Below are 23,924 nucleotides of genomic sequence, written 5' to 3' on the forward strand. Positions count from 1 at the left end.
CATGCCCGCCATCACCAGCCTCGCACTGCGTCGACTTATCGGTGACGCGACCGTCCGCGCCGGGGTACCGGCCTTCGACCCCGCACGGGACCGGACCCCGCTGCGACTGCCGGCCTGGGATACGACCAGGCCCGACCTTCTCGCCACCGTGACCGCGCGGGTCGCCATCGCCGGGTTCACGCTCGTCGAGGCCGACCGCCCGCCGCGGCAGGACGACCTGCTCGCCTTGGCCGACCGCCTCGGGCTGGGTGAGCCGTTCGTGCCCCCGCTGTACCGCCGGCCCGGCACCGTGCAAGTCGCCGCGAGCGGAGTCTCGCGACTAAGCGCTGCCGGCGTCGGGGCCGACGCGCCGACACATCCGGCCACCTCCACTGTTGGGCAGGGCTGGCACGTCGACGGCACCCTGCAAGAGCTTGGCGAGGTCCGCACCTCGCTGCTGCTCTGCGTGCGCCCTGCTGCCACCGGCGGTGAATCCCGGCTGTTCAACGCCACCGCCGCCTTCCTTGATCTCGCCGAGTCCGACCCGGCAGCCGCTGCCGCGTTGATGGCGCCGGGCGTCCTGGCGCGCACGGCAACCGTGAACGGCTGCGACGACAGCACCACCGGACCGGCGTTCGCCGTGATCGACGGGCAGCTGCTGACCCGCTACGCCCGCACCCACACCGACCGGTGGCTGCCCTCCGCGATCGACGACCCGGGCGGCCTCGACCGAGCCCTCGTCCGCCTCGACGAGCTGGCTCAGCCCGGTTCCCCCTACTACCTGCAGTTCACCATGTCCGCCGGACAGGGCCTTGTGTTCGCCAACTCCCGCATCTGCCACGGCCGCGCCCCCTACACCGACCACCCCGACCAGCCGCGCACGCTGCTGCGGGCGCTGTTCACGACCGACCTGACCGGTCGTTGAGATCGGAGACCAACGCATGGACGTGACGCAACTTCTTGATGGCGCTCTGCGGGACCTCGCGGTGCAGCAGGATCGCGCCCAGCGCACTATTACCCTGATCCCGTCGGAGAACAGCAGCTCCGCCCTGGCTAGGGTGGCGTACCTGACGGACGCGGCCAATCGGTACTTCTTCGCTGACGGTGACGACGGCGCTCGGCGGTTTCCCGCCGGCCGTGCGGCCGGGCACGTCGAGACGCACCTCGCGGTGCCCTTGTTGCGGCACCTGACCGGCGCCGCCCACGTCAACGTCCGGCCGCTGTCTGGGCTGCACGCGATGACCCTTCTACTGTCGGCGCTCGCGTCCCCCGGGTCGACGGTGATCACCGTCGACCCTCGGCAGGGTGGGCACTACGCCACCGCGGCGCTCGCCAAACGACTCGGCCTGCGGTGTCTGCAGATCGGCGGCCCGGACCCGTACCACCTTGACCTGGAAGCGTTGACCGAGATGGTCATCCGGCATCAGCCGGCTCTGGTCTACCTCGACATCTCCCACGGATTGTTCCCTCTAAACATCGCTGCCGCCTGCGCCGCGGTGCGCGCCGGATCCTCCGCCGCCCGGGTCCATGCCGACGTCTCGCACACCATGGGCCTGGTCCTCGGCGGCCTGCTGCCCAACCCCCTGGCCGAAGGAGCCCACAGCTTCGGCGGCTCGACCCACAAGACCTTCCCCGGACCGCCCAAGGCTTTCCTGGCCACCAACGATGCCGGCGTTGCCACCGCAGTCGGCGCCGCCCAGTACGACATGATCTCCTCGCATCACCTGGCCGGAGTGTGCAGCCTCGGTATCGCGCTGGCCGAGTTCATCCTCACCGACGGCCCCGGCTACGCCCGCACGGTCGTCGCCGCGGCGCAGGCACTCGGCGCCGCTCTAGCGGCGGCCGGGCTACCGCCACAAGCCGCCGAACTCGGCTACACCGGATGCCACCAACTCTGGTTGGACACCACCCCGGCCGGGATCGACGCCCCCACCGCCGCCGCGCAGCTGGACGACGCTGGAATTCGCGTCAATGTCCTCGACGACCTGCCCGGCCTGGCCGGTAAACCCGCGCTGCGCCTCGGCACCGCCGAGACGGTCACCGTCGGCCTCGACGCTGCCGACATGCCCTACCTCGCCGCGCTGATGACCGCCGCGATCCGTTCCACCCGCACCGCCACTGCCATCGCCGCCGACGTCGCCGCGCTACGCCAAGCCCGAACCAGCGTCCACCAGCTTGCCCCCGACGCGTCGTCGTACCGTCGAGCTGCCGATCTCGTGGCCACGATCTTCGGCCCGTCTCTGCCCGCGCCGGCAGGTGCCCGATGACCGCCACCGGGAGCCGCATCGATCCGCTCACGGTGATCAACCGCAAGCGGCGAGGTGACCGGCTCACCGACACGGACATCACGGGAATCGTCGAGAGCTATCTCGCCGGCGACATCGCGGACTACCAGATGGCGGCCTGGTTGATGGCCGTCGCCTGCCGAGGGATGGACCCTGCCGAGACCAGCGCTCTGACCCAGGCACTCATTGGGCCTGCACGCCTCCACCTAGGCGCGACGACGTTCGTCGCGGACAAACACTCCACCGGCGGCGTCGGCGACAAGACGACCCTCGTCCTGGCCCCGCTGCTAGCCTCCCTCGGAATCCCGGTCGCCAAAATGAGCGGACGGGGCCTCGGGCATGCCGGCGGGACCATCGACAAACTCGAAGCAATCCCCGGGCTGCGATTGCCGCAATCGCCCACGCAGTTCCGCCACGCCCTGCACACCGTCGGCCTCGCGATGACCGGCCACGCCGCAGACCTTGCCCCCGGCGACCAGGCTCTCTACCGGCTACGAGACGTCACCGGCACCGTGGAATCCCTGCCCCTGATCGCCGCGTCGATCATGAGCAAGAAGATCGCCGCCGGCGCGTCCGCGGTCGTGCTGGACGTCAAGACCGGTTCTGGGGCATTGCTACACCGATTGGAAGATGCTCTCGGTCTCGCCAGGATGATGGTCGCCATCGGCCAGCAGGCAGACCTTCCCACCCGCGCCGTCGTCAGCAACATGGACCAACCCCTTGGCCGCGCCGTCGGCAACACCCTGGAAGTCGCCGAAGCCATCGCCGCCCTGAAGGGAGAGCCCGTCCCGGACCTGGTCCCCCTCGTCCTGCACCTCGGCGGTCTGCTTGCCGCGCACGCATGGCCAGACCGGCACCTCACCGACATCCGCGCCAACATGGTCGCGGCCCTCGGCGACGGCCGGGCCCTGGCTTCCTTCCGCCGATGGGTCGGCCACCACGGCGGCGACGTCGATCTCATCGATCACCCCGAGCGGCTGCCTCACGCAGCCCGCATCGAGACGCTCACAGCCTCCACATCCGGCTGGGTGAGCCACGTCGACGCAGCCGTCCTCGGAAGCCTCGCCCAGCACCTCGGCGCCGGACGAACCCGACTCAACCAGACCATCGACCACACCGTCGGGCTCCGCCTCCACGCCCGCGTCGGCGACCGCATCACCGCAGGTGCCCGCCTGGTAGAGCTACACCTACCTGTCGCCTGCCCTAATCTCGACCACATCACCCAACTGGCACTCAGTGCCTTCACCATCACGGAAGTTGCGGTACCCATGCCGAGTTTGATCCATCACACGCTCTAAGGGACGTCTCGTAACCCCGGCGTCTGTCTGTTGAGGACGATCATCGAGGATGTCTGGGTGCAGGTGATCACCGCGGGGCACCCGGAGTGGATCTTTCCGTTCACTGGGCTGCAGCCCGCCCAGTTCCGCCGGCTGGTCCGCCTGGTCGCCGAGCGTGGCGGTGACGCGATCGCCGACGGCCGGCCAGGCCGGCAGTGGGCTCTCGACCTGCCGGATCGGGTGCTGCTGGTCGCCGCGTACTGGCGCACGAACCTGACGATGCGCCAGATCGGGCCGTTGTTCGGGGTGTCGCACTCCGCCGCTCACCGGGTCATCGACACCCTCGGCCCGCTCCTCGCACTGGCCCCGGTGCGCCGGCGCCGGGTCGACCAGATCGCGATCGTCGACGGCACCCTCATCCCGACCCGGGATCACCGCCTGGCCGCCCCGAGCAAGAACTACCGCTACTCGACGAACCTGCAGGTCGCCATCGACGCCCACACCCGCCTCGTGGTGGCCCTCGGCGACCCACAACCCGGCAACCGCAACGACACCATCGTCTACCGCACCTCCGGCATCGACCAGAAACTGGCCGGACGGCCGGTCATGGCCGACGGCGCCTACCGCGGCAACCCCGAGGTGATCATCCCGTACCGCAAGCCCGCCGACGGCAGCGAGCTACCCGACTGGAAAGCCGACCTGAACAGACAACACCGCACCGTCCGAGCACAGGACGAACACACCCTGGCCAGGATGAAGTGCTTCAAGATCCTCCGCGACTACCGCCGCGCCGCCCACACATTGACCGACGCTGCCTCCGGCATCGCCCATCTCCACAACATCATCCTCACCGGCTGAACGGCCAGCCCCGACGGGGCAACACCTTCAGCGAGTTACGAGACGTCCTTTAGGCGGACTCGGGAAGCCAGATCCCGCTGCCAGCGGGATCAGGCCATTGTAGGGAAGCCCGCACGCCAATCGTCCCTGCCTGACGGGGCGATTGGCGTGCCTCAGAATGATCACGATTCAGCCGATCGTGCTAACACCTGTGATGCCAACTCCGCCACCGGCAGTTCACCATCCAGCACCACCGTGCCAGCCGGCAACAAGCCAACAGCGGCAGCGCACCGAGCCACCTGATCCAGCCGCCACGTACGAACTTCCGCATCACGAACCGGGTCATCCGGCCAAATCGACTGCGCCTCAATACGCGCCTGTAGCACGCCGACCGGCACGTTGATAAAGAAGTGCTCCACGCGCACGCCGTGGGGGCGCAGCCGGCCGAAAATCTCCTCAAGGTACGAGGGCACCACTACGGTCATCGGCACCACGAGCGGGCGTCCATACTCCTCCAGCAGCGCTAATGCCGTATCGGCCACGCTACGACGCCACACGCGCAAATCCTGGAAATCGCCGCTCGCGGGCAGCGGCACGATCTCGCGGACCATGAACCCAGGCAACTCCGCATCGAACATCAGTAGCCGGGGATCCTCCGTAGTCAACTGCTGCGACAGGGTCGTTTTCCCGGCACCGAAGGCGCCATTGATCCAAATTACGCGCACGTAACGCTCCTTAATGTCGCCAAGGATAAAGTAAATGAGTCGATTATCGTCATTCCGTCATGGTCGCATTTCCGAGTGGTCCGGGTAGTGCGCGGTCCCAAGGCTATGCATCTACCCTACGATCGACTGTTCCTCCACGTCCAAGGCGCCAGCGAGCATGCCTTCTGCCCGTTGTACTTCGCGGCTTAGCTTTCGGAGGATGATCTCAGACATCGTGCCCGCCCCCAGTTGGGCGGCCGTCACGATGCGGGAGAGTCCTTGATTAAGTGGATTCTTGATCTGCAGGGCAGTCCGATGGCCGAAGACCTCCCGGGCTGCGTATCCATCGTGGGCTTCGAGGACCTCGGTCGCCACCTGATTGAGAACGTGTTGGGCCGTGGGTTCGTCATGCGTGCTCGCGAGCGTCGCAACGGTGAGGCCCCATCGGGCTCGGTAGACCGCGTAGCCGGGGACGGGTTCGTGTGCGAGGAACAGCTCGGCCATGGTGGACATCCGGGGGTGACCTGCTCCCGGTGCCGCGCACATGACGGCCAGGCAGGAGCGGACCTGCTGTTCCCATGGCTGAATGATGGTGCTGTCGCCGAGGAGGGTGCCGGCGGTTTCGGCTTTCCCACCGAGGAGTTGAGCGATGATGGCGGCTTGCCGTCCATCCATGAGGTGTTGTCCGACGCCGTTAAGGCTGTTGGCATGCGTGACGGCATCGTCCCATCGGCCGGAGAGGGCGTGGATGCGGATGCCTTCGCTGAGGTATTGCAGCCATGTCCACTGGCGCAGCTTTCCGAGTTCTTCGCGGGTGCCGGCCAGGTTGGTCAGCGGCAGGGTGTGTCCGTCAATGAGCAGGTTGGCGCCGGTGGTGACGGCTTGGTGCATCGCGTGGAGCAGGTGCAGCGCGGGCTGACCGTCGTGGGCGCGGATTTGCAGGCGGGCGAGGTTGAGCACGGGTTCGAGTAGGTAGCTGGCCTGCAACGCGGTGAGCGTGTTCAGCCGCCGGTAGACGTTGATGTGTTTCCAGCACCATTTGCGGGCCAGGTCGGGCAAGCCGCAGTCACTGGCGATCAGCGCTGCCTTGTTCAGAGCGTGGGCCGCTTCGGCCATTGCGTTCTCGCCTTGTGCGCCTGCCGCAGCGGCGATCTCGGCGACTTCGGTGACGCGGTCGGACAGGGCGGGGCACGCGGGCCGAGGCCGCCCGAGGAGGGGGAACCGGCGGACGGCGGCGCGGATGGTGGGGACGACGGTGGTGTCCATGGTTAGCTCCGGGGTAGGAACGCTTCGAGCGCGGCGCGGGCGAGAATGCCTTGGGTGCGGGCGGGCAGGCCGAGCCGGTTCCAATGAAAGATCACGATGTGGCTGACGACCGCTCGTAGACCGCGGGTGAGGGTTCCGGCTGTGGCGGCGGTTGCGAGTTCGCGACCTGCGGCGGTGTATGCGTCATGCCATGGTGCTGCGAACGGGACAGCACCGCCGGCTCTGAACAGGGGGTTGTCAATGTCGGGGGCTACGGCGAGGAGACCGCGAACGCTGCCTGTGAGTGCGGCGAGTCGGCTGTCGCCGGTGTTGCCGATAGGGCGCATCTGGGCGACTCGGGCGAACACGTCGCCGCGTTCGAACCAATCCAGCTCGGCGGCGTGCAAGAGCCCGCCGAGTAGGAGAAGGGATAGTTCGCGCCGCCCGAGGGCTGGTTGCGGTTGGCGTAGGTAGGTGAGGACGCCGCGGCTGTCGGCGCAGAACAGGTCGTGCACGGTCTGGATGCCGGGTGCTCCGCCGAAGGCAGTGGTCTCCGGCTCGTACCGGCTTGGCCACCATCGAGCGACTGCGCCGGTGGCAGTGAGGTCGTTGAGGACCTGGTTCACGTCGTCGATCCGGGCGTGCATGAGGCGGATACGCCAGCAGGGATGTTTGCGCAGGAACCACCACCCGTCGCACGCGCCCAGGTCCATGAGATGGTCAAGTCGGGGTCCGAGAGCTGTGGCGCCCACCGTCTCTGCGGTCTGCCAATCGGGGAATTCGACGCGTACCTGGTACCAGTGGCTGTCGGCGTGTTCCTCAAGCGCGGCGCGACCGGCGCCGTGGTAGGCGTCGACTGCATCAGCGAGGTCGGCAGGATCGATGGCCGCGGTCGCCGCGACTGTCTCTAGCGGGGCGCCGGCAAGCACGGTGAGCACGCTGGCGGCAAGCGGCGTGATGGTCACACGATCAGCAGGCATGTGCCCCATCCAGAGTTCGTGGTGCCGTGCCGCGCGGTCTCGGCGGCCAGATGGATGCCGGCGTGGCCGGTCAGCAGGCCGGCATCGCCGTCCTGGTCCCGGTTGTGGGCGGCCGTTTGTATGGCCGAGGCCAAGGCGGGTAGCCGTTGTTTGAGAGCTGGGCTCTGGGCGTCAGCAGTAGCTTGCTGTGCGGTTGCGTAGAGGCCGGCGAGGCCGTGGCACAGTCCCAGGTCGGTGAGCCGATCGACGTGACTATCGGTGAGGCAGGCTGCGAGGGCGTTCTCGGCGTCCGCGCGGCGCGTCGGATCATCGGTGGCGATCGCGGCCAGCTGGAGCGCGCGGGCGATGCCGGGTGTGCCGTAACACCAGGATGGCCGGCCGGGCTTGGGCTGGCTGGCGCGGCCGGTGCGCAGATTTTCGAGAGTGAGCCATTGTGGCCACCATGTGCTGCCTTCTGCGTCGTGCTGGCGCCACCGATCGAACCAGCGGGTGAGCTGGTCGATGGCTTCGGCGTGATCTTCCACGACGTGGCCGTGGCGCATGGCGAGGGCGAGCAGCGCGAGGATGCCCGCCGCACCGTGCGCCATGCCGAGGTTGGCGTGACCGCCTGGGGTGGGCAGGGTCGGGTCCGGGTCGTGTGCGGCCCACCAGCCTGGCAGCACGAAGTCGTCATGCTGGTACGGCCGGACCAGCACAGTCAGGTAGCGCAGAAGGTCGGCGAGGGTGTCGCTGGCCGGCAGTCGCTGCATCAGGAGAGCGCCGATGCCGGTGAGGCCGTAGAACAGGTCGTACTCGCGGAGCGAAGCGGCCACGCCGTGCTTTATGCGGGCGGTGGCGGTGGTGAGGCGGCGCTGGGTGAGGTGGGTGACGTGCTGGTCGAGGGTTGCCGCGCTCGCTGCGTAGCGGCTGTCTGCCTTGGCGGCGCAGTTTAGGAGAAAGGCGATGGCCGGGGTGCCGTAGTACAAGCCTGTGTGTTGACCACCGTCGAGCGCTCCGGTTGCCGCCTCTCGGATGCGGGAGTGCGCGTCTGGCCAGGATCCGGAGCCGATGAGGGCACGTTCGAGGTGCAGCAGCGCGATTCCCGCTGCTCCGGTGGCCAGTGACTGGCGGGCGGCATCCGCGCCGTCCAGCATCAGCGGCCCGGTGCCGGCGGCGCTCGTGTTGTTCGTCTCGGGCCTGGTCATCGCTAATCGGTTCGGGACAGGGTGCGTAGGGCAGCGGCGCGGGCCAGCCGGTTGGTTGTCTGCTCGAAGGTGGGATCGACGCCGAGCGCGCGGATGTGATGGTCGCGCAGCAGGGTCGGCAGGATGTCTGCCGGGTCGCGTTGCGCGGCGAGGGTGTGAAAGTAGCGGCGTAGGGCGCCGTCACGGGTCTGCCAGGCGTCGACGACCGCCTCCTGAGCAGCGCCCAACAAGGGTGAAGAGTGCGTGCCGGTGGACAGGTCGGCCAAGCAAAGTGTGTGCTCGTGCAGTGTTCGGTTGAGTGCGCCAGTCTGCTGGGGCAGGCACCGCAGCAGCGTCCGATATCCCGCGGTCTCGTCAGTGGCGAATGCGGCGGCGAGTCGGGCCATGGACGCGGCGGCTAGCGCCTGCGCCGGGATGCCCAGGTCGTCGGCTGCTGTCATCTGGGCGATGACGCAGGCGGTGTCGGCGTGGAACACGTCCTCGGCGGCGGTGAGCGCGTCGTCGCAGCCGTAACGGCCGGGGTGGTCCTGATGCGGCACGAGCGACAAATGCCCTGGGAGAGCGCGGGCTGACAGCTCGGCGGCGAACTCGGCCAGTGCTGCGGTGACGGCCGGGTGGTGCTCGGGCGCGGTCAGCCGGAGCACGATGATGAGGTGCTGGTCGGCGTCGATGCGAACCAAATCGCGTTGGCGGCGGATCCACCACCGGTGTACCTCGCTGTGAAGCGTGGCGGTGAACGCCGGAAGGTGTCGGATGATGTCGTCGAAGCGAGCCGGATTCCCGGCCAACCGCGCCTGCACCACTGCTGTGCTGCCGGGAAGCCGAAGCTGACCAGGCGGCGCCAGGTGGGGGAGCGGGCGGCGGGGCGGCGCTGCCGCAAGCATCGGGATTAGCAGCTCGGTGGGGCGACCGATCCACCCGTCGTCTTCAGGCCGAGCGTCTTGCTGCAACTCCACCCGGCCTGCCTGGTGGAGACGGCTGCACAGCAGGGCCCGGTCGAGTCGGTGATCGAGATTCAAGGGCTGGCGGAACTCCCCGTGGCAGAGCACGACGCGGGCCGGGACGCGCCAGTGCCGACGCCATGCGCCCAACGAGGGCTCCCACCCCTGGCCGGTTTTGCCAGGCAGGTCTCTGGTGGTGAGAAGCCAACGTGCGGCGGCTAGGACCGTGCGGCCATACCGGACACTTGGCAGGTACGGCAGCGTGCGGGCGGCGCCGACGTCAAGCGGCCCGAACACTGCGGTGCGCGCATCGGCGACCTCGGCGAGGAACCGCGCCAGCGGAGGGCTCTGCACGATGGTGTCGAGGGCGTGCGGAATGTGCGGAATCACGCGTCGGCCGGTGGAGGCCTGCACCAAGTACATCTGGTCGGCGTCGGCGGTGACGGCCAGGTCGTCGAGGCTGATCGGATTGCCGGTGGGATGCTCGGCGAGCGCGACAATATCGGGCAGGAGCTGCGGAACCCGGGTGACGTTCTCGTTGTGCGGGCGGCGCGGCGGGAATGACAGCTGCACCGCTACGGTGTCGCCGCTCGGCGAGATTGGGGCGCAGGCGGCGTTGAGCTGGGCCTGCTGATGCTCGTCGAATAGGCAGATGAAGCGGCCTATCATGCTCGTCGGTGAACCGGGCGCTGCGGCGAAACGCAGCCGGAAGTCACCGCGGTCGAGCGCTTCGAGTGACGCGGCGTGCACCGCCACGCCGAGCTCGATGCGTGCCGGCGGTATCACGTCGGCCGGCTCGCCCACGGTCAGCGCCTCGACATCCGCATCGGTCAAGAGGATCTCGTCACGGCCGTCGAGCGCGGCCCGCTGAACCAAGGCTAGGAATGCCGCGTCGCGCTCGTTGACGCTCCGCCAGCTCGGATGCGCGCGGGGCGCGCCCAGGTAGCCGGTGGGGTAGCCGAGGCCGGAGTCGGCGAGCAAATCCCGCACTGGCACGAGCGCGCCTTGGCCGTAGCGGGCCCGGAATCGCGAGCGATAGTCCTGCCACGCGGTCGACCCGAATGGCTTCGTGCTGACCCGCAACAGCACATTCGCGGCCGCAACAGCTTCCGTTACCACCCGCTCGGGCAGACGGATCTGGGCGTCGAGGCGGGTGTCGACGGCCAGCGCGTGCTGGCTGCCGGCTACGATCCCGCGCATTCGCTCGGCGATCGAGGCCCGTGCTGCGCACGCCTGCACCGGGTCGTCGATCCCGTTGTGTTGATGGATCAGGTGCCGCACCGTCTTGAGTTCATTCAGCAGTGCGGCTATGTCGCCGAACTGCTCGCCGCCACCGGCAACCGCTGTCTCGATCACGTGTGCGAGGCCGTCGACGACCGTCATTGGTGGACGCAGAGCACTGATGAGCGAGCCCTGCACCAGCAGTTTGTCCAGAACGGTGGTGATCTGTTCGGGCCGGGCCGCCGGAAACCGCTCGGCCAACTCCGCAGCAAGATCGTCATACTGCACGGGATCGGCGGCAACGGCCAGCGCAGCCTTAACCGGCGCTGTGGAGCGAATGGAGACGTCGCGCATCGGAACCGCCTTGCCACCGCCCATGTCGGCCCGGCGAGCCGTGATGAACCGCCCGTCACGATTGACGCCAGTGTTGTCCGCGATCACGTGGAGCCGACCGCGCAACTGCGGGTGTTGCTCCAGCCGACCAATCAGGCCCGAAAGCCACTCACTGTCGACCCGCGCCACCGTGCGGTGCCGTCGCCCCACCGCCGCACTACACGATCCGGTGTCGGCCATCGTGACGCCGGCGAACAGACCGAAGGGCGTGGTCCGGCGCTGCCATCGCAGCAGGTAACCGGCGAGGGAGATGACGGCCCGGCGAACAACCTTGACGGTCACCCTGTCAGGACGCTCGCTCATTCGATCGAGCTGCCTCGCCAGGTCGGGGCTTGCCAGGCCGAGGGCATCACGGACGTCAGCGCGTGACCACGTCTTCAACAGCCACGCCACGCCGTCGTGCAGGACCGCGGTGTCGTTAGCCAAGTCAAGCTGAGAAGGCACGTCCAGGTCACCGGGATCCGTCGTGGCCCGCACCATGATTACGCCAGCAGTGCGGAAAATTGGCTGAGCTGGCACGGCGTACGCCTCCTCACGGACCGCACCGTCGGCGCCCCGACGCGGGGCACCGACGGCTTCAGCGGGGATCAGTCCCGGATCAGACCGGGTCGCAGGACTTGGTCGTGCAGGCGCTCGTGCTGCAGCTGCTGCCGCAGCCGTCGCTCGTGCTGCACATCATGATCACCAGCGGGGTCGTGGACTCCACGACCCGCATGTCGAGGACGAAGTCGTCGTCGGTTGCGCTGGCGGCGTCCGTGCGTTCGAGTTCCAGTACCTGGGTCATCGTTTGCACGCTCCTCGGGGTAGGTCGGACTGGGGGTGGTTCACCCGGCCGAGGGCGGTTAGCTCGCCGCCGGCCAGGAGATCGTGAGCTGCCCGTACGTTTTCGCCAGCGCCGCGATGTCGCCCGCCGTCGGGCCGGGGCTGGTGCCGGCCGGCCAGTACGCGAACGTGGGACTCGGCCTTCGTCGGGCCCGCTGGTCCCACGCCTGCATCTGCTCGGTCATGGCGGCTGCGGCGTCCCTGCCGTGCGCCCCGAATGCGCGGGCACCCAGCTCGGCCCCCGACTCGTCATCGGTCGGGCGCCACGCCAGATAGGCGAACGAGTCACCGCGCACGACACCGAACGGGAACCAGCGCCGCTCGCCAGCCAGCTCGGTACCGTCGTCCGCCGCCAGCAGGCAGAAGCCGGGCAGGAACGCGGCCAGCCACAGATGTAGATCCGCGAAGGACTCGCTGTGCCCGACCGTGACCCCCGACCAGACCGCCGTGCGTTCGGCGTTCAGCACACGGTCCAGCTGACGAAGGTCGGCGGGCGCGCCGACGTCGAAGCGCAAGCTGACGAATCGGCCTAGCCGGTCGGGCAGTCGGAAGATTCGCTCGGGCCGGGCACCGTCGCCCTGTAGGGGCACGAACCCTGCCACCTCAGTCGAAGTGCTAGTCAAGTGGTCGCCGTCGCGCCGGAAGGCGATCGTCCGGGTGACGCCGTTCATCCGCAGCGGCACCACGATCACCCCGTCCGGGGCTAGGCTATTGATCCAAGCGGGAGCGATATCCCAGGCGCCAACCGTTACGAGGATCCGGTCGAAAACGTCCTCACCGGGCACGCCGTGCACCGCGTCGGCCTGCACTACCAGGACCCGGCGGTCATAACCCGTCTCGCGCAGCAGGGTTGTGGCACGGTGAGTGATGTCCGCGTCGATGTCCACGCTGACGACGTGGCCATCTTCCCCGACCACCTCGGCCAGCAGCGCCGCGTTGTAGCCGCCCGAACCAATCTCCAGAACACTCATGCCGGGCCCGATGCCGGCTTGCTCGATCATGCGGGCCTGGATGTACGCGGCGCTGACCGAGGACAGGTGCACCCCGTTCTCATCCGTCTTTGTAATTACAGACTGATCGACGGCGTAGACGACATCGAGTGGGGTGCCGGCCGGAACGAACGCATGTCGAGGCACCGTCCGGAACGCCGCCTCCACGGCCGGCGAGGCGATCATTCCGTCTGCGATGAGCCGGTCAACGAGGGCATCTCGGGTGCTCGTGATCCGGGCCAGGGCATCCGACGAGTCGGCCGTATGCGTCAATTCAGCGCTCCAATCTCATGGTTCTCATGCAGCCTGGCTCTAGGGCCGAGTGCGTGTATGGGTAACGCCCGACGTAGCGAATCGAGCCCCCTTCCATCGGTTGATGGGTCGCCAGTCGCTCAATCTCAGGTTGACACCAAGCCGATCGCCCTGGTGATTGGCTAGCTCACGCGCCCTTGAGTCGGCTGCGTCAGCGCCACTTCATTGACTACAGGCAGCCTCGAACCGACGGGCGTCCATTCAACTGTCGGACGCGACCAATCCGGTCCGACATAGACCCTGGCGACAATCCTCGCGATCATCGCTGGCTCTTCGTCCAATGTGAGGAACTCGCGATCGCTGACTCGGCGGCGATGTTCGTAGGCCAAGCCGAGCACGATGCAATCAAGATCGTCCACGGCGATCCGTCGGGGACATCTGCAGGTGTACCAGCGGAAGGGTTCGTTAATCCTTACCGCCATCGCGGTCTCACAACGGAAGCAGGCGAGGCGCTCCGCCAGCATGGGCGGGCGGCTACGACCCGTCACTGCAGATCGCCGGTCGCGCCGTAGTCAGGTTGACCTACCAAGGCAGGGGTGGTCCTAATGCGAACCTCGGGGTGGATCACCGTGACACCTCCGACGGGTCTAGCGGTCAGCCCGGACGCGCTTCTCGTCGCGCCGCGTCGTGCGGACTGCCTGTAACGGATCGGCGCTGCGATTCAAGGTTGCACTTACCCTCGCCACCGCGGAAGCACGTAGCGTCCCAGTGATGTCCCAGTTGATACCCGCTCCCGAGGGCATCCTGAGTACGAGCGGTATACGCTGCGCAAACTATGGCAGTGTCATGTCGAAGACGGCACGGTCCTTCCCTGGGCCCTTGAAGTCTTTGATTACCTGCACGCCCTTCACGGTATACTCGCCGGCCACATTGGCGAATCCCAACGACCGCCACGTCCGGTATGCGGCTAGATTTTCTGGCTCAGATGTCAGATATATACGGCGGCATTCCCATTGCTGGGCCCGCGTTTGTACTACAGAAATGAGCGCGGCGGCGACGCCCCGGCGTCGGTATTCCGGATGCGTCATCACATCTTGGATGTAGATCTCGCTCGGGTCATCCTGACTCCGCATTGCAATCAGTGCGCCGACGACCATGTTGTCCACAACCGCCACCGGGCAGGTTGAGGCGAAAAGTTTGGCGTAGAGCCAGTAGTCGGATGGTGTGCGTGCCTTTACGTAAGGCGCGCCTAAATCCATCAGCCTTAGGACGTCATCGGTAAGGTCATTGTTAAGAGCGGTGATCCGCATGCGGTCGTCTTCCTTGCTGCGTGTCGAGGGTCTTTAAAAGCTGGTCGATGGCCGATCTCGGCCGGATTGCTTCCGTGATGCTGCGGCCGACGATCAGGACGTCCCAGTCCTGACTGGCGAGGACGGGCAGGTCAGTGACGCTGAACCCGCCTGAGACGCCGACGGGCAATCGCGTCCAGCTACGTACCGCCCGCGCACGGGCAAGTGGGTGGCCGACACCGATGCCGATGTCAATGTTTGAGGTGATGGTGAAGCCGTCCACCCCCGCGCGTTCCATGTCTCCCACCCACTGTTGTGATGCGTGCAGCGTAGGGATGTCGAGCATGATCGGGGTGTCAAGGCGCCGTCCTGCCTCGACCGCGGCAGATACGCTAGCAGTCGTCGCGGGTCCGATTAGGAGCACTACGTCTGCGCCGGCTTCAGCGGCCTGTTCAACCTGGTCGCGACCCCAGTCCGCCGACATCATCTCGGCGACTACGCTCGTCGTTCCAACAACACGTTTGACCTCTTCGATCGCTCGAACCCCTGCCTGCTTTATCAGGGGGTCCCCAACCTCGATCAACTGCACACCAGCGGCGGCGAGAGCTTTGGCTACATCGAGCGCGTGATCAAGGTCGTGCAGGTCGAGCGCAACTTGTACAGCGTGCTTGCCGCGTAGCCGGCGAAAATCCTCCCTTCGTGCCATCCTTGGTGCGGAGCCAGCGTTGCCACTCTGCGTCCGCCCGGGCGGACGAAACGCCGCGGCCTCGCGTCGGACCATCCATTCCGGACTTTTGCGACCATCTTCCAGCAGTCGTTCGACTGTCGTCTGCGGCAATGCCGTCCAGTTGGTCCGGACTTCTCGTAGAAGCCCAAACAGGGCCCTGGAACGGTGAATGGATCTGTCCGCAGCCGCGATGTCGCTCAGTAGGAGTAGTCGGTGTCGAAGTCTGGCTGCATCAGCCGGGGCCCCGCGCCACCGCGCGTCCTCGGCCAGCAGTCCGGCGACCAAACCTTGACTTGCCTCCAGCCCATTCGGGTTGCTGAGCAACCCGTGAAGCAGGCTGGCCCGGACGTGCCAGTTGGCATCAGCGGCTAGGGCTTGGATTTCCTGCTTCCAATTCGACAAGTCTGCCCGGGCAATCCCTTTCGCAACTACAGCTCGTACCTTGTAGTCCTCGTCTGCTACCAGTCGCTGAATGAGGGGCGCTATTGCGAGTCTGTAATGGAGACTCGATTCATCGAGTACGCCGTCCGCTAGTGCTGCGCGGACCCGCCAATCGGCATGCGAGACGAGAGCCTCTAGCCACTGATCCGACGAGATGCCGTGGAACAGCATTGCGTGTCGGGCAAAGAAGGTGGCCTCCTCGCCGCGTTCGAGGTCCGCAGTCTTCAACAGTTGGGTTGCCATGGCGGCGTCCACTGTCTGTTCAAGGTGCGGCAACATGTCGGGCCAGATCTCTGTGCCGAAGGTGCGCAGCACAGAAATAGCCCACTCGCTGTAGGTCTCGTCGAGCGCCCCCGCCAAGGCGGAGGTTGACAGCAGCGCGCGGGTCAGCTCCAGAGCATTAGGCTGATTGCAACGGTTCGCGGATGATTGCAGCACTTGGGCGAGCCTCATGGTCGGTGTGGCAACTCGCAGCATGAGGGGAAGAGCAGTGTCGACCGAGATGGTCGGAGATAGCGCGATTGCCGCCGCGAGATCAGGTTCGCGTTCGTCGATGCAGGCGACGACGAAGTCGAATATGCCACGCGCATTGGCGGATGCAATTGATTGCTCGGCGAGGTCGTTAAGTGCGCTCACGCTGGCGACCGAGCGACCTTGCCTAGCAACTAATTCGGCGATGCGGTCTGCAGCAAAGTATTCACCGATTACATCGTGGGCGAAGCGAGGGCCATCAGAAGTTACGATTACAAGGGGCGGCAGGTCGCCCGAGGGAATCGTCCTATTTCCGCTTCTGTGCGGCGAAGCCGTCCCCATCATTGCCTGCGGCAGCAACACGTCCGACTGGCGGAGGGCGAGATCGGAAAGCATATCGGTCGCTAGTGCTGGGTCCACATTTGAGCGGCGAAGAATATTCTGAACGCAATGTCCGACCAAACGGAATGCTGTTGACGGAACGCCCAGATCCGCCATGTCGGCCGAGCGCAGCAAAGTCAGGTAGAGGGGCAGCGTCGCTAGTTTCTGCAACGAATTCGGTAGGTCCGTGAATACCGGCTGGCCCGGTTGAAGTGCGCCATCCCACACGCGCCGAGCTTGCTCTGGGCTCCACGGCATTATTCGGCAGGAGGCTCCGCGGTCAGCAAGGTCGGGCTCATAGACGGATGCGGCCAGCACTGGGTGGCCCGTCAACTCCAGATCCGGAGGCGTGCGCACCACAAGAACGAATCGCAGATTTAGGTCGGTGATGTGACGCAGAATCCTGTCTAACTGTCGGCCAATCTCGTGCAACTGCTCACGTGAACAAATCCCGTCAATTGCCACCAGGAGAACCCGGTTCAGGCCGGCTGTCTGCTGTTCGAGAGTCAGTAACGGATCATCTCCGGCAGGCGCGGACGCGTAACGAAGGATCTGGGACGGCAGTTCGAGTTGCCCGAGCGGCCAAGAATCCACCGTATGGATTTGGCTGTCAATCTCGTCACCAAGCTCGGCAGTAAGGTGGCTAACCATCGTCGTCTTGCCGCTGCCGGGAGGGCCCTTGACGACGAACACTCGGGCGGTGGATTCAAGGAACTGCCGCAGTCGGTCTGCTACGCCGTCCGCGGGAACGAATGCTAGCTGGCCTCTTCCGGCCGTCAGTGCGCTCAATAGCGCGACGGTGCGTTGCACCGACCGGTGGCCAAGACCCTGTTGATCCTGCCCGCCGTCATCGTCCGCAGTATGCCGGTCGGCAGCTCGGCTATCAGGCAAGACCTCATTCGAGGTTGCCGAGGTCGCGTTAACTTCGTTGAGCATCAGGTGGAAACGACGATGCCCATCGTCGTCAAGGTTAGCGAGGGTGGTGTCGAGCAGCTGCTGCGTCTCGAACCGCAACTGCGCGAGTGCGCCTCGTTTCTCCCAGGCTGTGACAGAGTTGACGTTGACGCCGAGGTGCCCGGCGAACTCGCGAATGCTCATCCGCATTGCTTCGCGTAGTGCCTTGGCTTCCAGCCCGGACCATCGCGCCACCACCCGGTTCACGGCAGCCGCCTCCCATCGAACGACGCCTAAGGTCGTGCCTCAGCGCTCACCCCAGCGAGACGGCTACTCGGCACCTTGCCCACACTGGAGCCATCTTTCTGGGTATTTCATATTTTGCAAGCGTCAATCGCAGCAGCATGCGGCTTTCTGGGGCCGGTCGATCGAAGGTCCTCCGTTCTCTCCTGCGCGGGGCGGCCAGGCACCGAGCGCTAACGAGCAGGCAGAGCCTTACGACGGCCGCGGGGGCACGTCGCTCGGTCGAACCGCGGGTGGCGACACCTGCTCCTGACGCGCCGCGCCGCTCATCGGTGGACGGCCGGCGCTCGCGTACGCCGTCCGGGTGACGGTCACCCCTCGCCCGGCATCCACCGAGCATGATGCCGTACAGGGGCGCAGCCCCGCTCCTACACGACTTCCCGCAATTCGCCCTGCTCGACGTGGAACCTGGCTAATGACCGCGGGTGTCATGCCCGCGATGAGCGGGTCCCACCGTTGGGACAAGACCAATGCAAGACCGGTGCATCGCGGTGTTCCCGGCACTCTCCGTGCGTCAGAGGATCTTCACGAAGAGCTGCCCAGTGTGGCTCCTCGACCTTAAGCGCCGCCGGTCCCAAATCTCGGACGCATCCCGCGCGGACTCTGCAGCCGAATCCTGGCAGCTCAAGGGCTAGTCGTCTCGTGACGCAGCGGCGCGTAGCTCCGTCCCGCCCACTATCTAAGGAGACGCTGTGAGGCGATCAGCCTCTCCAGCACCGATGGCTTCCGGCCTGCCCGCAATGAGGCTGCGAGACAGAAGGATCCGTACAAAGCTGGCACTGCTGCTTGCTCTCCCCGTTATGGCGACTCTCGCGCTGACGGGTGTTTCGGCGGCGGGTGCAGCCTCGGCCGCGTCGCAGGCCGAGCAGGCGCGGCAGCTCGTGGCGTTGGGCGGGACAGCGAGTCAGTTCGTCGCGCAGCTGCAGCGTGAGCGGGTTGCCGCGGCCTTGGTCTTCGCGCGTGGCAGCAATGCGCCAGCGGTGGAGGACTATCGCCGGCAGGCTCGGCTGACGGACCTCATTGCCCAGGAGTTCGGCGCAGCGCGGCAGGGTGTGCGGGCACCCCAAAGCCTGCAGGAGCCGCTGCGGCGGATCGAGGATCAGTTGGCGAGTCTGGGGTCGTTGCGCCAGCAGGTACAGGCCGGGCCAGACGCGATCAGTAGCTTGGTCGTGTTCCGATACCGCGCGGTGGTGGCCGACCTCGTTGCCTACCGGCAGGGGCTATCGCAGGTGGGCGTCGACTCGGAGACGGGCAACGACCTTCGGGCTGGTTCCGCCTTGTCTCAGGCGATCGAGTCGCTGGGTTTGATGCAGGTCGCTGTCGTGCGGTCGGTGGGCGCAGGGCAGCTGACGTCGGCGGGTCAGCAGGAGATCGTCAGCGCGGACGTCGGCTTCGTCGAGGCAATGACTGCGTTTCGCACTCTCGCACCAGCGCGGTGGCAAGCCCGGGTTAACGCCCGCCTGAGCGGTAAAGAGGTGCTCCAGGCCGAGCGTTTGCAGGGCCTGGTCGTGCGTGCGGCACCGGGCGCACCGCTGCGCCTGGGTGCCAGTGCCTCCGGCTGGGCGGCAGTCGTGGGCTCCCGCATGGATCTTCTTCATTCCGCCGAGCAGGACCTCAACGCCGAGTTGCTGACTTCGGTGACCCGCCAGCGCGATGAGCAGCGACGCAGCATTCTCACGCTGTCGGGGGCTGTGCTCGCGTGCATGGGATTGATGGTGGCGGTTGGGTGGTGGGTCACCCGGTCGATGACTGGTTCCTTGCATGGGTTGCGGGCGGGCGCCATTGCGGTCGCGGCGGATCGGTTGCCGCGGATGGTCGCCGAACTCAACCGCAGCGAGCTTGAGCCGACCACGGTCGAGCGGTTGATGGCTGAAGCAGCTGCGCCGATCCCTGTGCATGGGACTGACGAGGTGGGCGAAGTCACCGATGCATTCAACACTGTCGTTCGAGAAGCGGTACGAATCGCGGGCGAGCAGGCGGCGCTTCGCGGAACCGTGGGGGCGTTCATCCTGTCGCTGGCGCGTCGGCTGCAGTCACGCGCTGATCGGATGATGGTCAGCCTGGACGCCTTGGAGCGTGACGAGGAAGACCCGGATCGGTTGAAGAAGTTGTTCGATCTTGATCACGTCGCGACGCTGATCCGTCGGATGGTGGCCAACCTGCAGGTTCTCGCTGGCGGTCGCGCTGGCCGTTCGCGACCCGAAGCTCTTGCGCTGCCGGATCTGTTGCGCGCCGCCGGCGGGGAGGTCGACGACTACAAGAGGGTGCACCTCGGGTTTGTTGACGGCGACGTGGTGGTGGGTCGGGATGTGGCCGAAGAGCTGATGCACCTGATCGCCGAGTTGATCGACAACGCTGCCCGGTACTCCCCGCCGGACACACCGGTCATGGTGGAGGGCTGCCGTCTCGGAGATCTCCTGCACATCCAGGTACGTGATGTTGGCATCGGGATGCGCGAGGCGGCCCTGCAGGCGGCCCGGGATCGCTTGGCGTATCCGCATCGGATGGACAGCACGACGACTGAGCAGATGGGCCTGCCGGTGGTTGGCCGAATCGCTGAGCGTCTCGGAATCAAGGTCGAGATCCGATCGGAACACGATAAGGGCACCAGCGTCGACGTCACCGTTCCATCGCATCACTTCGGCAGATCAGCGGCGGAAAGGCCGGCGGTATCGCCAGCACTACCACTTGCCGTGATCGACGAACGCACCAGAGAGCTTCCCGCGGTGTCGACTCGCTCGGTGCCGCCGGTCGGAGGACCCCCGCCCCCGGCCTGGCCTCCCATGTTCGCGACGCCGCCCTCAACAGCGACACCAGCGGCAGGGCCACCACCGCCGTTGGCGATCTTTGAGCAGGTGCTGCGTGATCCGGATCATTCCTGGTTCGCCAGGGCTGAGGACGCTTCGACCGGGGCCAGACCGACGGTGCCTGAGCAGTGGCGAGTAGCCGCGGAGGCCGCAGTCGCCGCCTCACGTCAGCCCGAAGGTGAGGTGACCTTGCGTGGACTACCGGTACGTCGGCCGGGCCGCAGGGTCATCCCGACCATCCCTGCGCAAACCCGTCGGACGCTCCCGCAGCCACGTGACCCTGACGCGATGCGTCGCCGGATGGCGGCGGTCGATCAAGCGCTCGGCGCTGCCGGGCGACGTACTCATCACTCACTTTCGGAGGAGCCTCCCCGATGACACGCCCGATGATTCACCCGCCGAGGCAAGACCAGTGGGGCTTTCTCCTCGACCACCTGTGCGCCACCCCGGGAATCGCACACGCCATCGCGGTGTCCACCGACGGGCTGCTGATCGCCAAGAGCGCGAAGCTATCGGAAGACAACGCCGACCAGCTCGCCGCCTGCACCGCCGGCCTGGCCAGCCTGACCAACGGAATGGCCAAGCTTCTGATGGGTGGCACGGTGGAGCAGACGGTCGTCGACATGGTCGAGGGTCGGGTAGCCATTATGTCGATTAGTGACGGCTCGGTGCTGACCGTGCTGGCCAACAGCGACGCGGACATGGGCCAGGTCGTCTACGAGATGGCCATGTTGATCAACCGGGTCGGTGGCGCGCTGACGCCGGACCAGCGACCCACGCCGCAGGCATGACGGGTCCCCAACAACCGGTGGGAACGGTTCAGCTTCACCACCCGTCGCCGTCCATCACCAATGCCGAGCAGCCCATGGCGAGCGGCGAGCGGCGGGTCAGCTCCGCGAAGATCGTGGTGGCTGGCGGGTTCGGTGCCGGTAAGACCACCTTCGTCGGCGCGATCTCCGAGATCACGCCCCTGCGCACCGAGGCGGTCATGACGACCGCCAGTGTGGGGGTGGACGACACCGCCGCCGTGCCGGGCAAGACAACGACGACCGTCGCGATGGACTTCGGCCGGATCACCATCGACGAATCGCTGATCCTCTACCTGTTCGGCACTCCCGGTCAGGACCGGTTCTGGTTCATGTGGGACGAAGTGTGCAGAGGTGCCCTCGGCGCGATCGTCCTGAGCGACACCCGCCGCCTCGATGACTGCTACGCCGCCATCGACTACTTCGACGAGCAGCAATTGCCGTACGCCGTCGCGATCAACACGTTCCCCGGGGCGCCCCGATTCGGCGACGGGGAGCTGCGCCAGGCGCTCAACGTGCCGGACACGGTCCCGCTGCTGCACGGCGACGCCCGCGACCGCGCGCAGGTCCGCCAGACGCTCATCGTCCTGGTCGAGCACGTCATCGCCCTGCGACGTGCCCGCGTCGACACCCATCCCCAACCCCGATGAGGAGCCCCGTGAACCGCCGACGACACCCCACCCGTCTGCTCGCCACCATCACCGCGGTGAGCATGCTCGCCGCGCTGGCCGGTTGTTCCGGCTCAAGCCTCGACAACGGCAGCGCCACCGGCGACACGATTCGCATCGGTCTGATGTTGCCGCAGTCCGGCCCGTACAAGGCCATCGGCGATGACCTGGCCAAGGGTTGGCAGCTCTACCTCGACACCCACGGCGGGAAGCTCGGCGGCCACCCGGTGCAGGTCATCACCGCCGACGAGGCCGAGGGCAAGCAGTCCGCGCTCAACGCCGCCCGCAAGCTACTCGACAAGGACAAGGTCGCCGTCATCGCCGGAACCGGCAGCGCCGACGCCGTCGAGTCCATCAAAACGCTGGTCACCGAGAAAAAGATCCCGTTCGTTGGCACCGGTGGGCGGCCGTCGACGCTGACCAACGTCGCCTACATCTGGCACACCTCGTGGCTGTCGCGAGAGACCGGGGAGGCAATCGCCGGGCACGTGCGTACTGCGGTGCCAGGGCCGGTCTACGTGATCGGCCCGGACTATCAGGGTGGCTACGACCAGATCGGCGGGTTCGTCGACGCCTTCACGAAGGCCGGCGGGAAGCTCGCCAACGATGGAGGTAAGCCGGCCTGGACGCCGTGGCCGGCCACGACGAACTTCCTGCCGTACCTCAACAAGATCGCCGACACGGACGCAAAAGCGGTCTACTGCTTCTACGCCGGGACCGCCGCCGTCCAGTTCGTGCAGCAGTACGCGCAGGCCGGGCTCAAGGGCAAAATCCCGCTATACGCGGCGGGGTTCCTTACCGAGGGCAGCGTCCTCGCGGCTGAAGGGGCTGCCGCTGACGGGGTGCAGACGGTGCTGAACTACGCCGCGAACCTCGACAACGCCGCAAACCGGGCGTTCGCGCCGGCCTACCAGCAGAGGCACCAGGCCGCACCGAACCTCTACAACCTCACCGGCTACGACGCCGCGCTCGTCCTCGACCAAGCCATCGCCGCCGCTGGCAAGAAGCCAACCAGCCAGTCGATCAACACGGCGATCGGACAGCTCGGCGCCATCGACAGCCCGCGCGGCCAGTGGCGCTTCGGCACCAACCACAGCCCAATCCAGCCCTGGTACCTGCGCAGAGTCGAGAACGACGGCCGCGCCCGCGCCAACGTCGTCGTGCAGAACCTGACCACCCTCGGCAGCTAGGAGCCATCTGATGACCGCAGCATCCGACACCGACACCACGGCCGTCGACGGCCGGTACACCTTTGACAACGCCAGCACCGACGCCGCCCGGCAGGTGAAGTTGCTCGCCGAGATCCTCGACGTGCACTCCACCGACGTACTCGCCCGCAGCGGGGTGGAATCCGGGTGGCGGTGCCTCGACCTGGGCACCGGCGCTGGCAGCGTCGCCCGGTGGCTCGCCGACCAGGTCAGCCCCGCCGGGCGGGTCGTCGCCGTCGACGCCGACCCCCGACACGTGGCCACCCACGAGCTGATCGACGTGCGCACCGGAGACGTCACCACCCTCGACCTCGGCGACGGCGCGTACGACCTCGTGCACGCCCGGCTGCTGCTGATGCACCTGCCCCAGCGCGAGCAGGTGTTGCGGCGAGCTGTCGCGGCGCTCCGGCCCGGCGGGGTGCTGGTGGTCTCTGACTGGGACTGCACCCACCTCGACGAGATGCTGCTGCGCGGCCCGGCCGGCCTCGCGGAGGCGTTCGTGGCGTTTCAGACGGCGCTGGTGGGCCTGGCCGTCGACAACGGCGCCTCCGCCAGCTGGGCGCATCGGGCGCCGGTGGCCATGCGCGACGCCGGCTTGGTCGACGTCGAGGCCGAGGTGCACAACCGGCTATGGACCGGCGGTGAAGCCGGCTGCCTGCTGCACGCCAGCAACAGCCGCCAGATGGAGTCCGCGTTGCTCGCGCGCGGGGTGAGCGTCGAGCAGCTACGGACGCTGCGCGACGGAATGGACGACCCGGGAACCCTCGCGTGGTCGTACCCGATGGTCACCAGCGTCGGCCGCCGGGCCGAGGACTGAGCC

19 protein-coding genes are annotated in these 23,924 nt (G+C 66.9%); 9 read left to right on the forward strand and 10 right to left on the reverse strand.

The window, feature by feature from the left end:
- Window position 1: 1 nt before the first annotated feature.
- From O7617_RS23085 to O7617_RS23100, 4 genes are read left to right on the forward strand one after another with little or no spacing between them, the layout of a single operon-like run.
- Window positions 2-904: a TauD/TfdA family dioxygenase gene (locus tag O7617_RS23085; protein ID WP_282258086.1), complete on the forward strand. Its 903-nt coding sequence runs from the start codon at window positions 2-4 to the stop codon at window positions 902-904.
- A gap of 16 nt (window positions 905-920) precedes the next feature.
- A complete protein-coding gene (locus tag O7617_RS23090; RefSeq protein ID WP_282258087.1) occupies window positions 921-2,246 on the forward strand; it encodes a hypothetical protein in 1,326 nt (441 codons plus the stop codon).
- Window positions 2,243-3,562, forward strand: a complete 1,320-nt coding sequence (locus O7617_RS23095) for a thymidine phosphorylase (protein ID WP_282258089.1) — start codon at window positions 2,243-2,245, stop codon at window positions 3,560-3,562. The genes O7617_RS23090 and O7617_RS23095 overlap by 4 nt, the downstream gene beginning before the upstream one ends.
- 57 nt (window positions 3,563-3,619) lie before the next feature.
- Window positions 3,620-4,399: a transposase family protein gene (locus O7617_RS23100; RefSeq protein WP_282258091.1), complete on the forward strand. Its 780-nt coding sequence runs from the start codon at window positions 3,620-3,622 to the stop codon at window positions 4,397-4,399.
- A 161-nt stretch (window positions 4,400-4,560) separates the two neighbouring features.
- Here O7617_RS23100 and O7617_RS23105 read toward each other — a convergent pair whose 3' ends face one another.
- The 10 genes from O7617_RS23105 to O7617_RS23150 all read right to left on the reverse strand — a co-directional run bounded on the left by O7617_RS23105 (window position 4,561) and on the right by O7617_RS23150 (window position 17,579).
- A complete protein-coding gene (locus O7617_RS23105) occupies window positions 4,561-5,103 on the reverse strand; it encodes an AAA family ATPase (protein WP_282258092.1) in 543 nt (180 codons plus the stop codon).
- A 111-nt stretch (window positions 5,104-5,214) separates the two neighbouring features.
- Entirely contained in the window at window positions 5,215-6,348 is a 1,134-nt protein-coding gene (locus O7617_RS23110) for a hypothetical protein (RefSeq protein ID WP_282258093.1), read from the reverse strand.
- Between the two features lie 2 nt (window positions 6,349-6,350).
- Window positions 6,351-7,292, reverse strand: coding sequence for a thiopeptide-type bacteriocin biosynthesis protein (locus O7617_RS23115; protein ID WP_282258094.1), 942 nt, complete (start codon window positions 7,290-7,292; stop codon window positions 6,351-6,353).
- Window positions 7,289-8,491 (reverse strand): lanthionine synthetase C family protein, encoded by a 1,203-nt coding sequence (locus tag O7617_RS23120; RefSeq protein ID WP_282258095.1) that lies wholly within the window; start codon window positions 8,489-8,491, stop codon window positions 7,289-7,291. The genes O7617_RS23115 and O7617_RS23120 overlap by 4 nt, the downstream gene beginning before the upstream one ends.
- 2 nt (window positions 8,492-8,493) lie before the next feature.
- Window positions 8,494-11,565, reverse strand: a complete 3,072-nt coding sequence (locus O7617_RS23125; protein ID WP_282258096.1) for a lantibiotic dehydratase — start codon at window positions 11,563-11,565, stop codon at window positions 8,494-8,496.
- Window positions 11,566-11,644: 79 nt separating this feature from the next.
- Entirely contained in the window at window positions 11,645-11,830 is a 186-nt protein-coding gene (locus tag O7617_RS23130; RefSeq protein WP_282258097.1) for an FxLD family lanthipeptide, read from the reverse strand.
- 58 nt (window positions 11,831-11,888) lie between these two features.
- On the reverse strand, window positions 11,889-13,130 hold the full coding sequence (fxlM, locus tag O7617_RS23135) for a methyltransferase, FxLD system (protein ID WP_282258098.1): 1,242 nt from the start codon (window positions 13,128-13,130) through the stop codon (window positions 11,889-11,891).
- A 161-nt stretch (window positions 13,131-13,291) separates the two neighbouring features.
- Complete coding sequence (locus tag O7617_RS23140; RefSeq protein ID WP_282258099.1) at window positions 13,292-13,528, reverse strand: hypothetical protein; 237 nt, start codon at window positions 13,526-13,528, stop codon at window positions 13,292-13,294.
- Between the two features lie 414 nt (window positions 13,529-13,942).
- A complete protein-coding gene (locus O7617_RS23145; protein WP_282258100.1) occupies window positions 13,943-14,419 on the reverse strand; it encodes a GNAT family N-acetyltransferase in 477 nt (158 codons plus the stop codon).
- Window positions 14,400-17,579 carry an orotidine 5'-phosphate decarboxylase / HUMPS family protein gene (locus O7617_RS23150; protein ID WP_282258102.1) on the reverse strand — a complete coding sequence of 1,060 codons (3,180 nt, stop codon included), beginning with the start codon at window positions 17,577-17,579 and terminating at the stop codon, window positions 14,400-14,402. The genes O7617_RS23145 and O7617_RS23150 overlap by 20 nt, the downstream gene beginning before the upstream one ends.
- A gap of 836 nt (window positions 17,580-18,415) precedes the next feature.
- Here O7617_RS23150 and O7617_RS23155 point away from each other — a divergent pair.
- The 5 genes from O7617_RS23155 (at window position 18,416) to O7617_RS23175 (ending at window position 23,921) form a co-directional block, all read left to right on the forward strand.
- On the forward strand, window positions 18,416-20,800 hold the full coding sequence (locus tag O7617_RS23155) for a sensor histidine kinase (protein WP_282258104.1): 2,385 nt from the start codon (window positions 18,416-18,418) through the stop codon (window positions 20,798-20,800).
- Window positions 20,797-21,213: a roadblock/LC7 domain-containing protein gene (locus O7617_RS23160; RefSeq protein WP_348774147.1), complete on the forward strand. Its 417-nt coding sequence runs from the start codon at window positions 20,797-20,799 to the stop codon at window positions 21,211-21,213. Before O7617_RS23155 ends, O7617_RS23160 begins: the two co-directional genes overlap by 4 nt.
- 74 nt (window positions 21,214-21,287) lie before the next feature.
- Window positions 21,288-21,878, forward strand: a complete 591-nt coding sequence (locus O7617_RS23165; protein ID WP_282258105.1) for an ATP/GTP-binding protein — start codon at window positions 21,288-21,290, stop codon at window positions 21,876-21,878.
- 8 nt (window positions 21,879-21,886) lie between these two features.
- Window positions 21,887-23,086: an ABC transporter substrate-binding protein gene (locus O7617_RS23170; RefSeq protein ID WP_282258106.1), complete on the forward strand. Its 1,200-nt coding sequence runs from the start codon at window positions 21,887-21,889 to the stop codon at window positions 23,084-23,086.
- Between the two features lie 10 nt (window positions 23,087-23,096).
- Window positions 23,097-23,921, forward strand: a complete 825-nt coding sequence (locus tag O7617_RS23175) for a class I SAM-dependent methyltransferase (protein ID WP_282258107.1) — start codon at window positions 23,097-23,099, stop codon at window positions 23,919-23,921.
- Window positions 23,922-23,924: the final 3 nt, after the last annotated feature.

The sequence above is a fragment of the Micromonospora sp. WMMD1155 genome, from assembly GCF_029581275.1.
In the GTDB taxonomy this organism is placed as follows: domain Bacteria; phylum Actinomycetota; class Actinomycetes; order Mycobacteriales; family Micromonosporaceae; genus Micromonospora.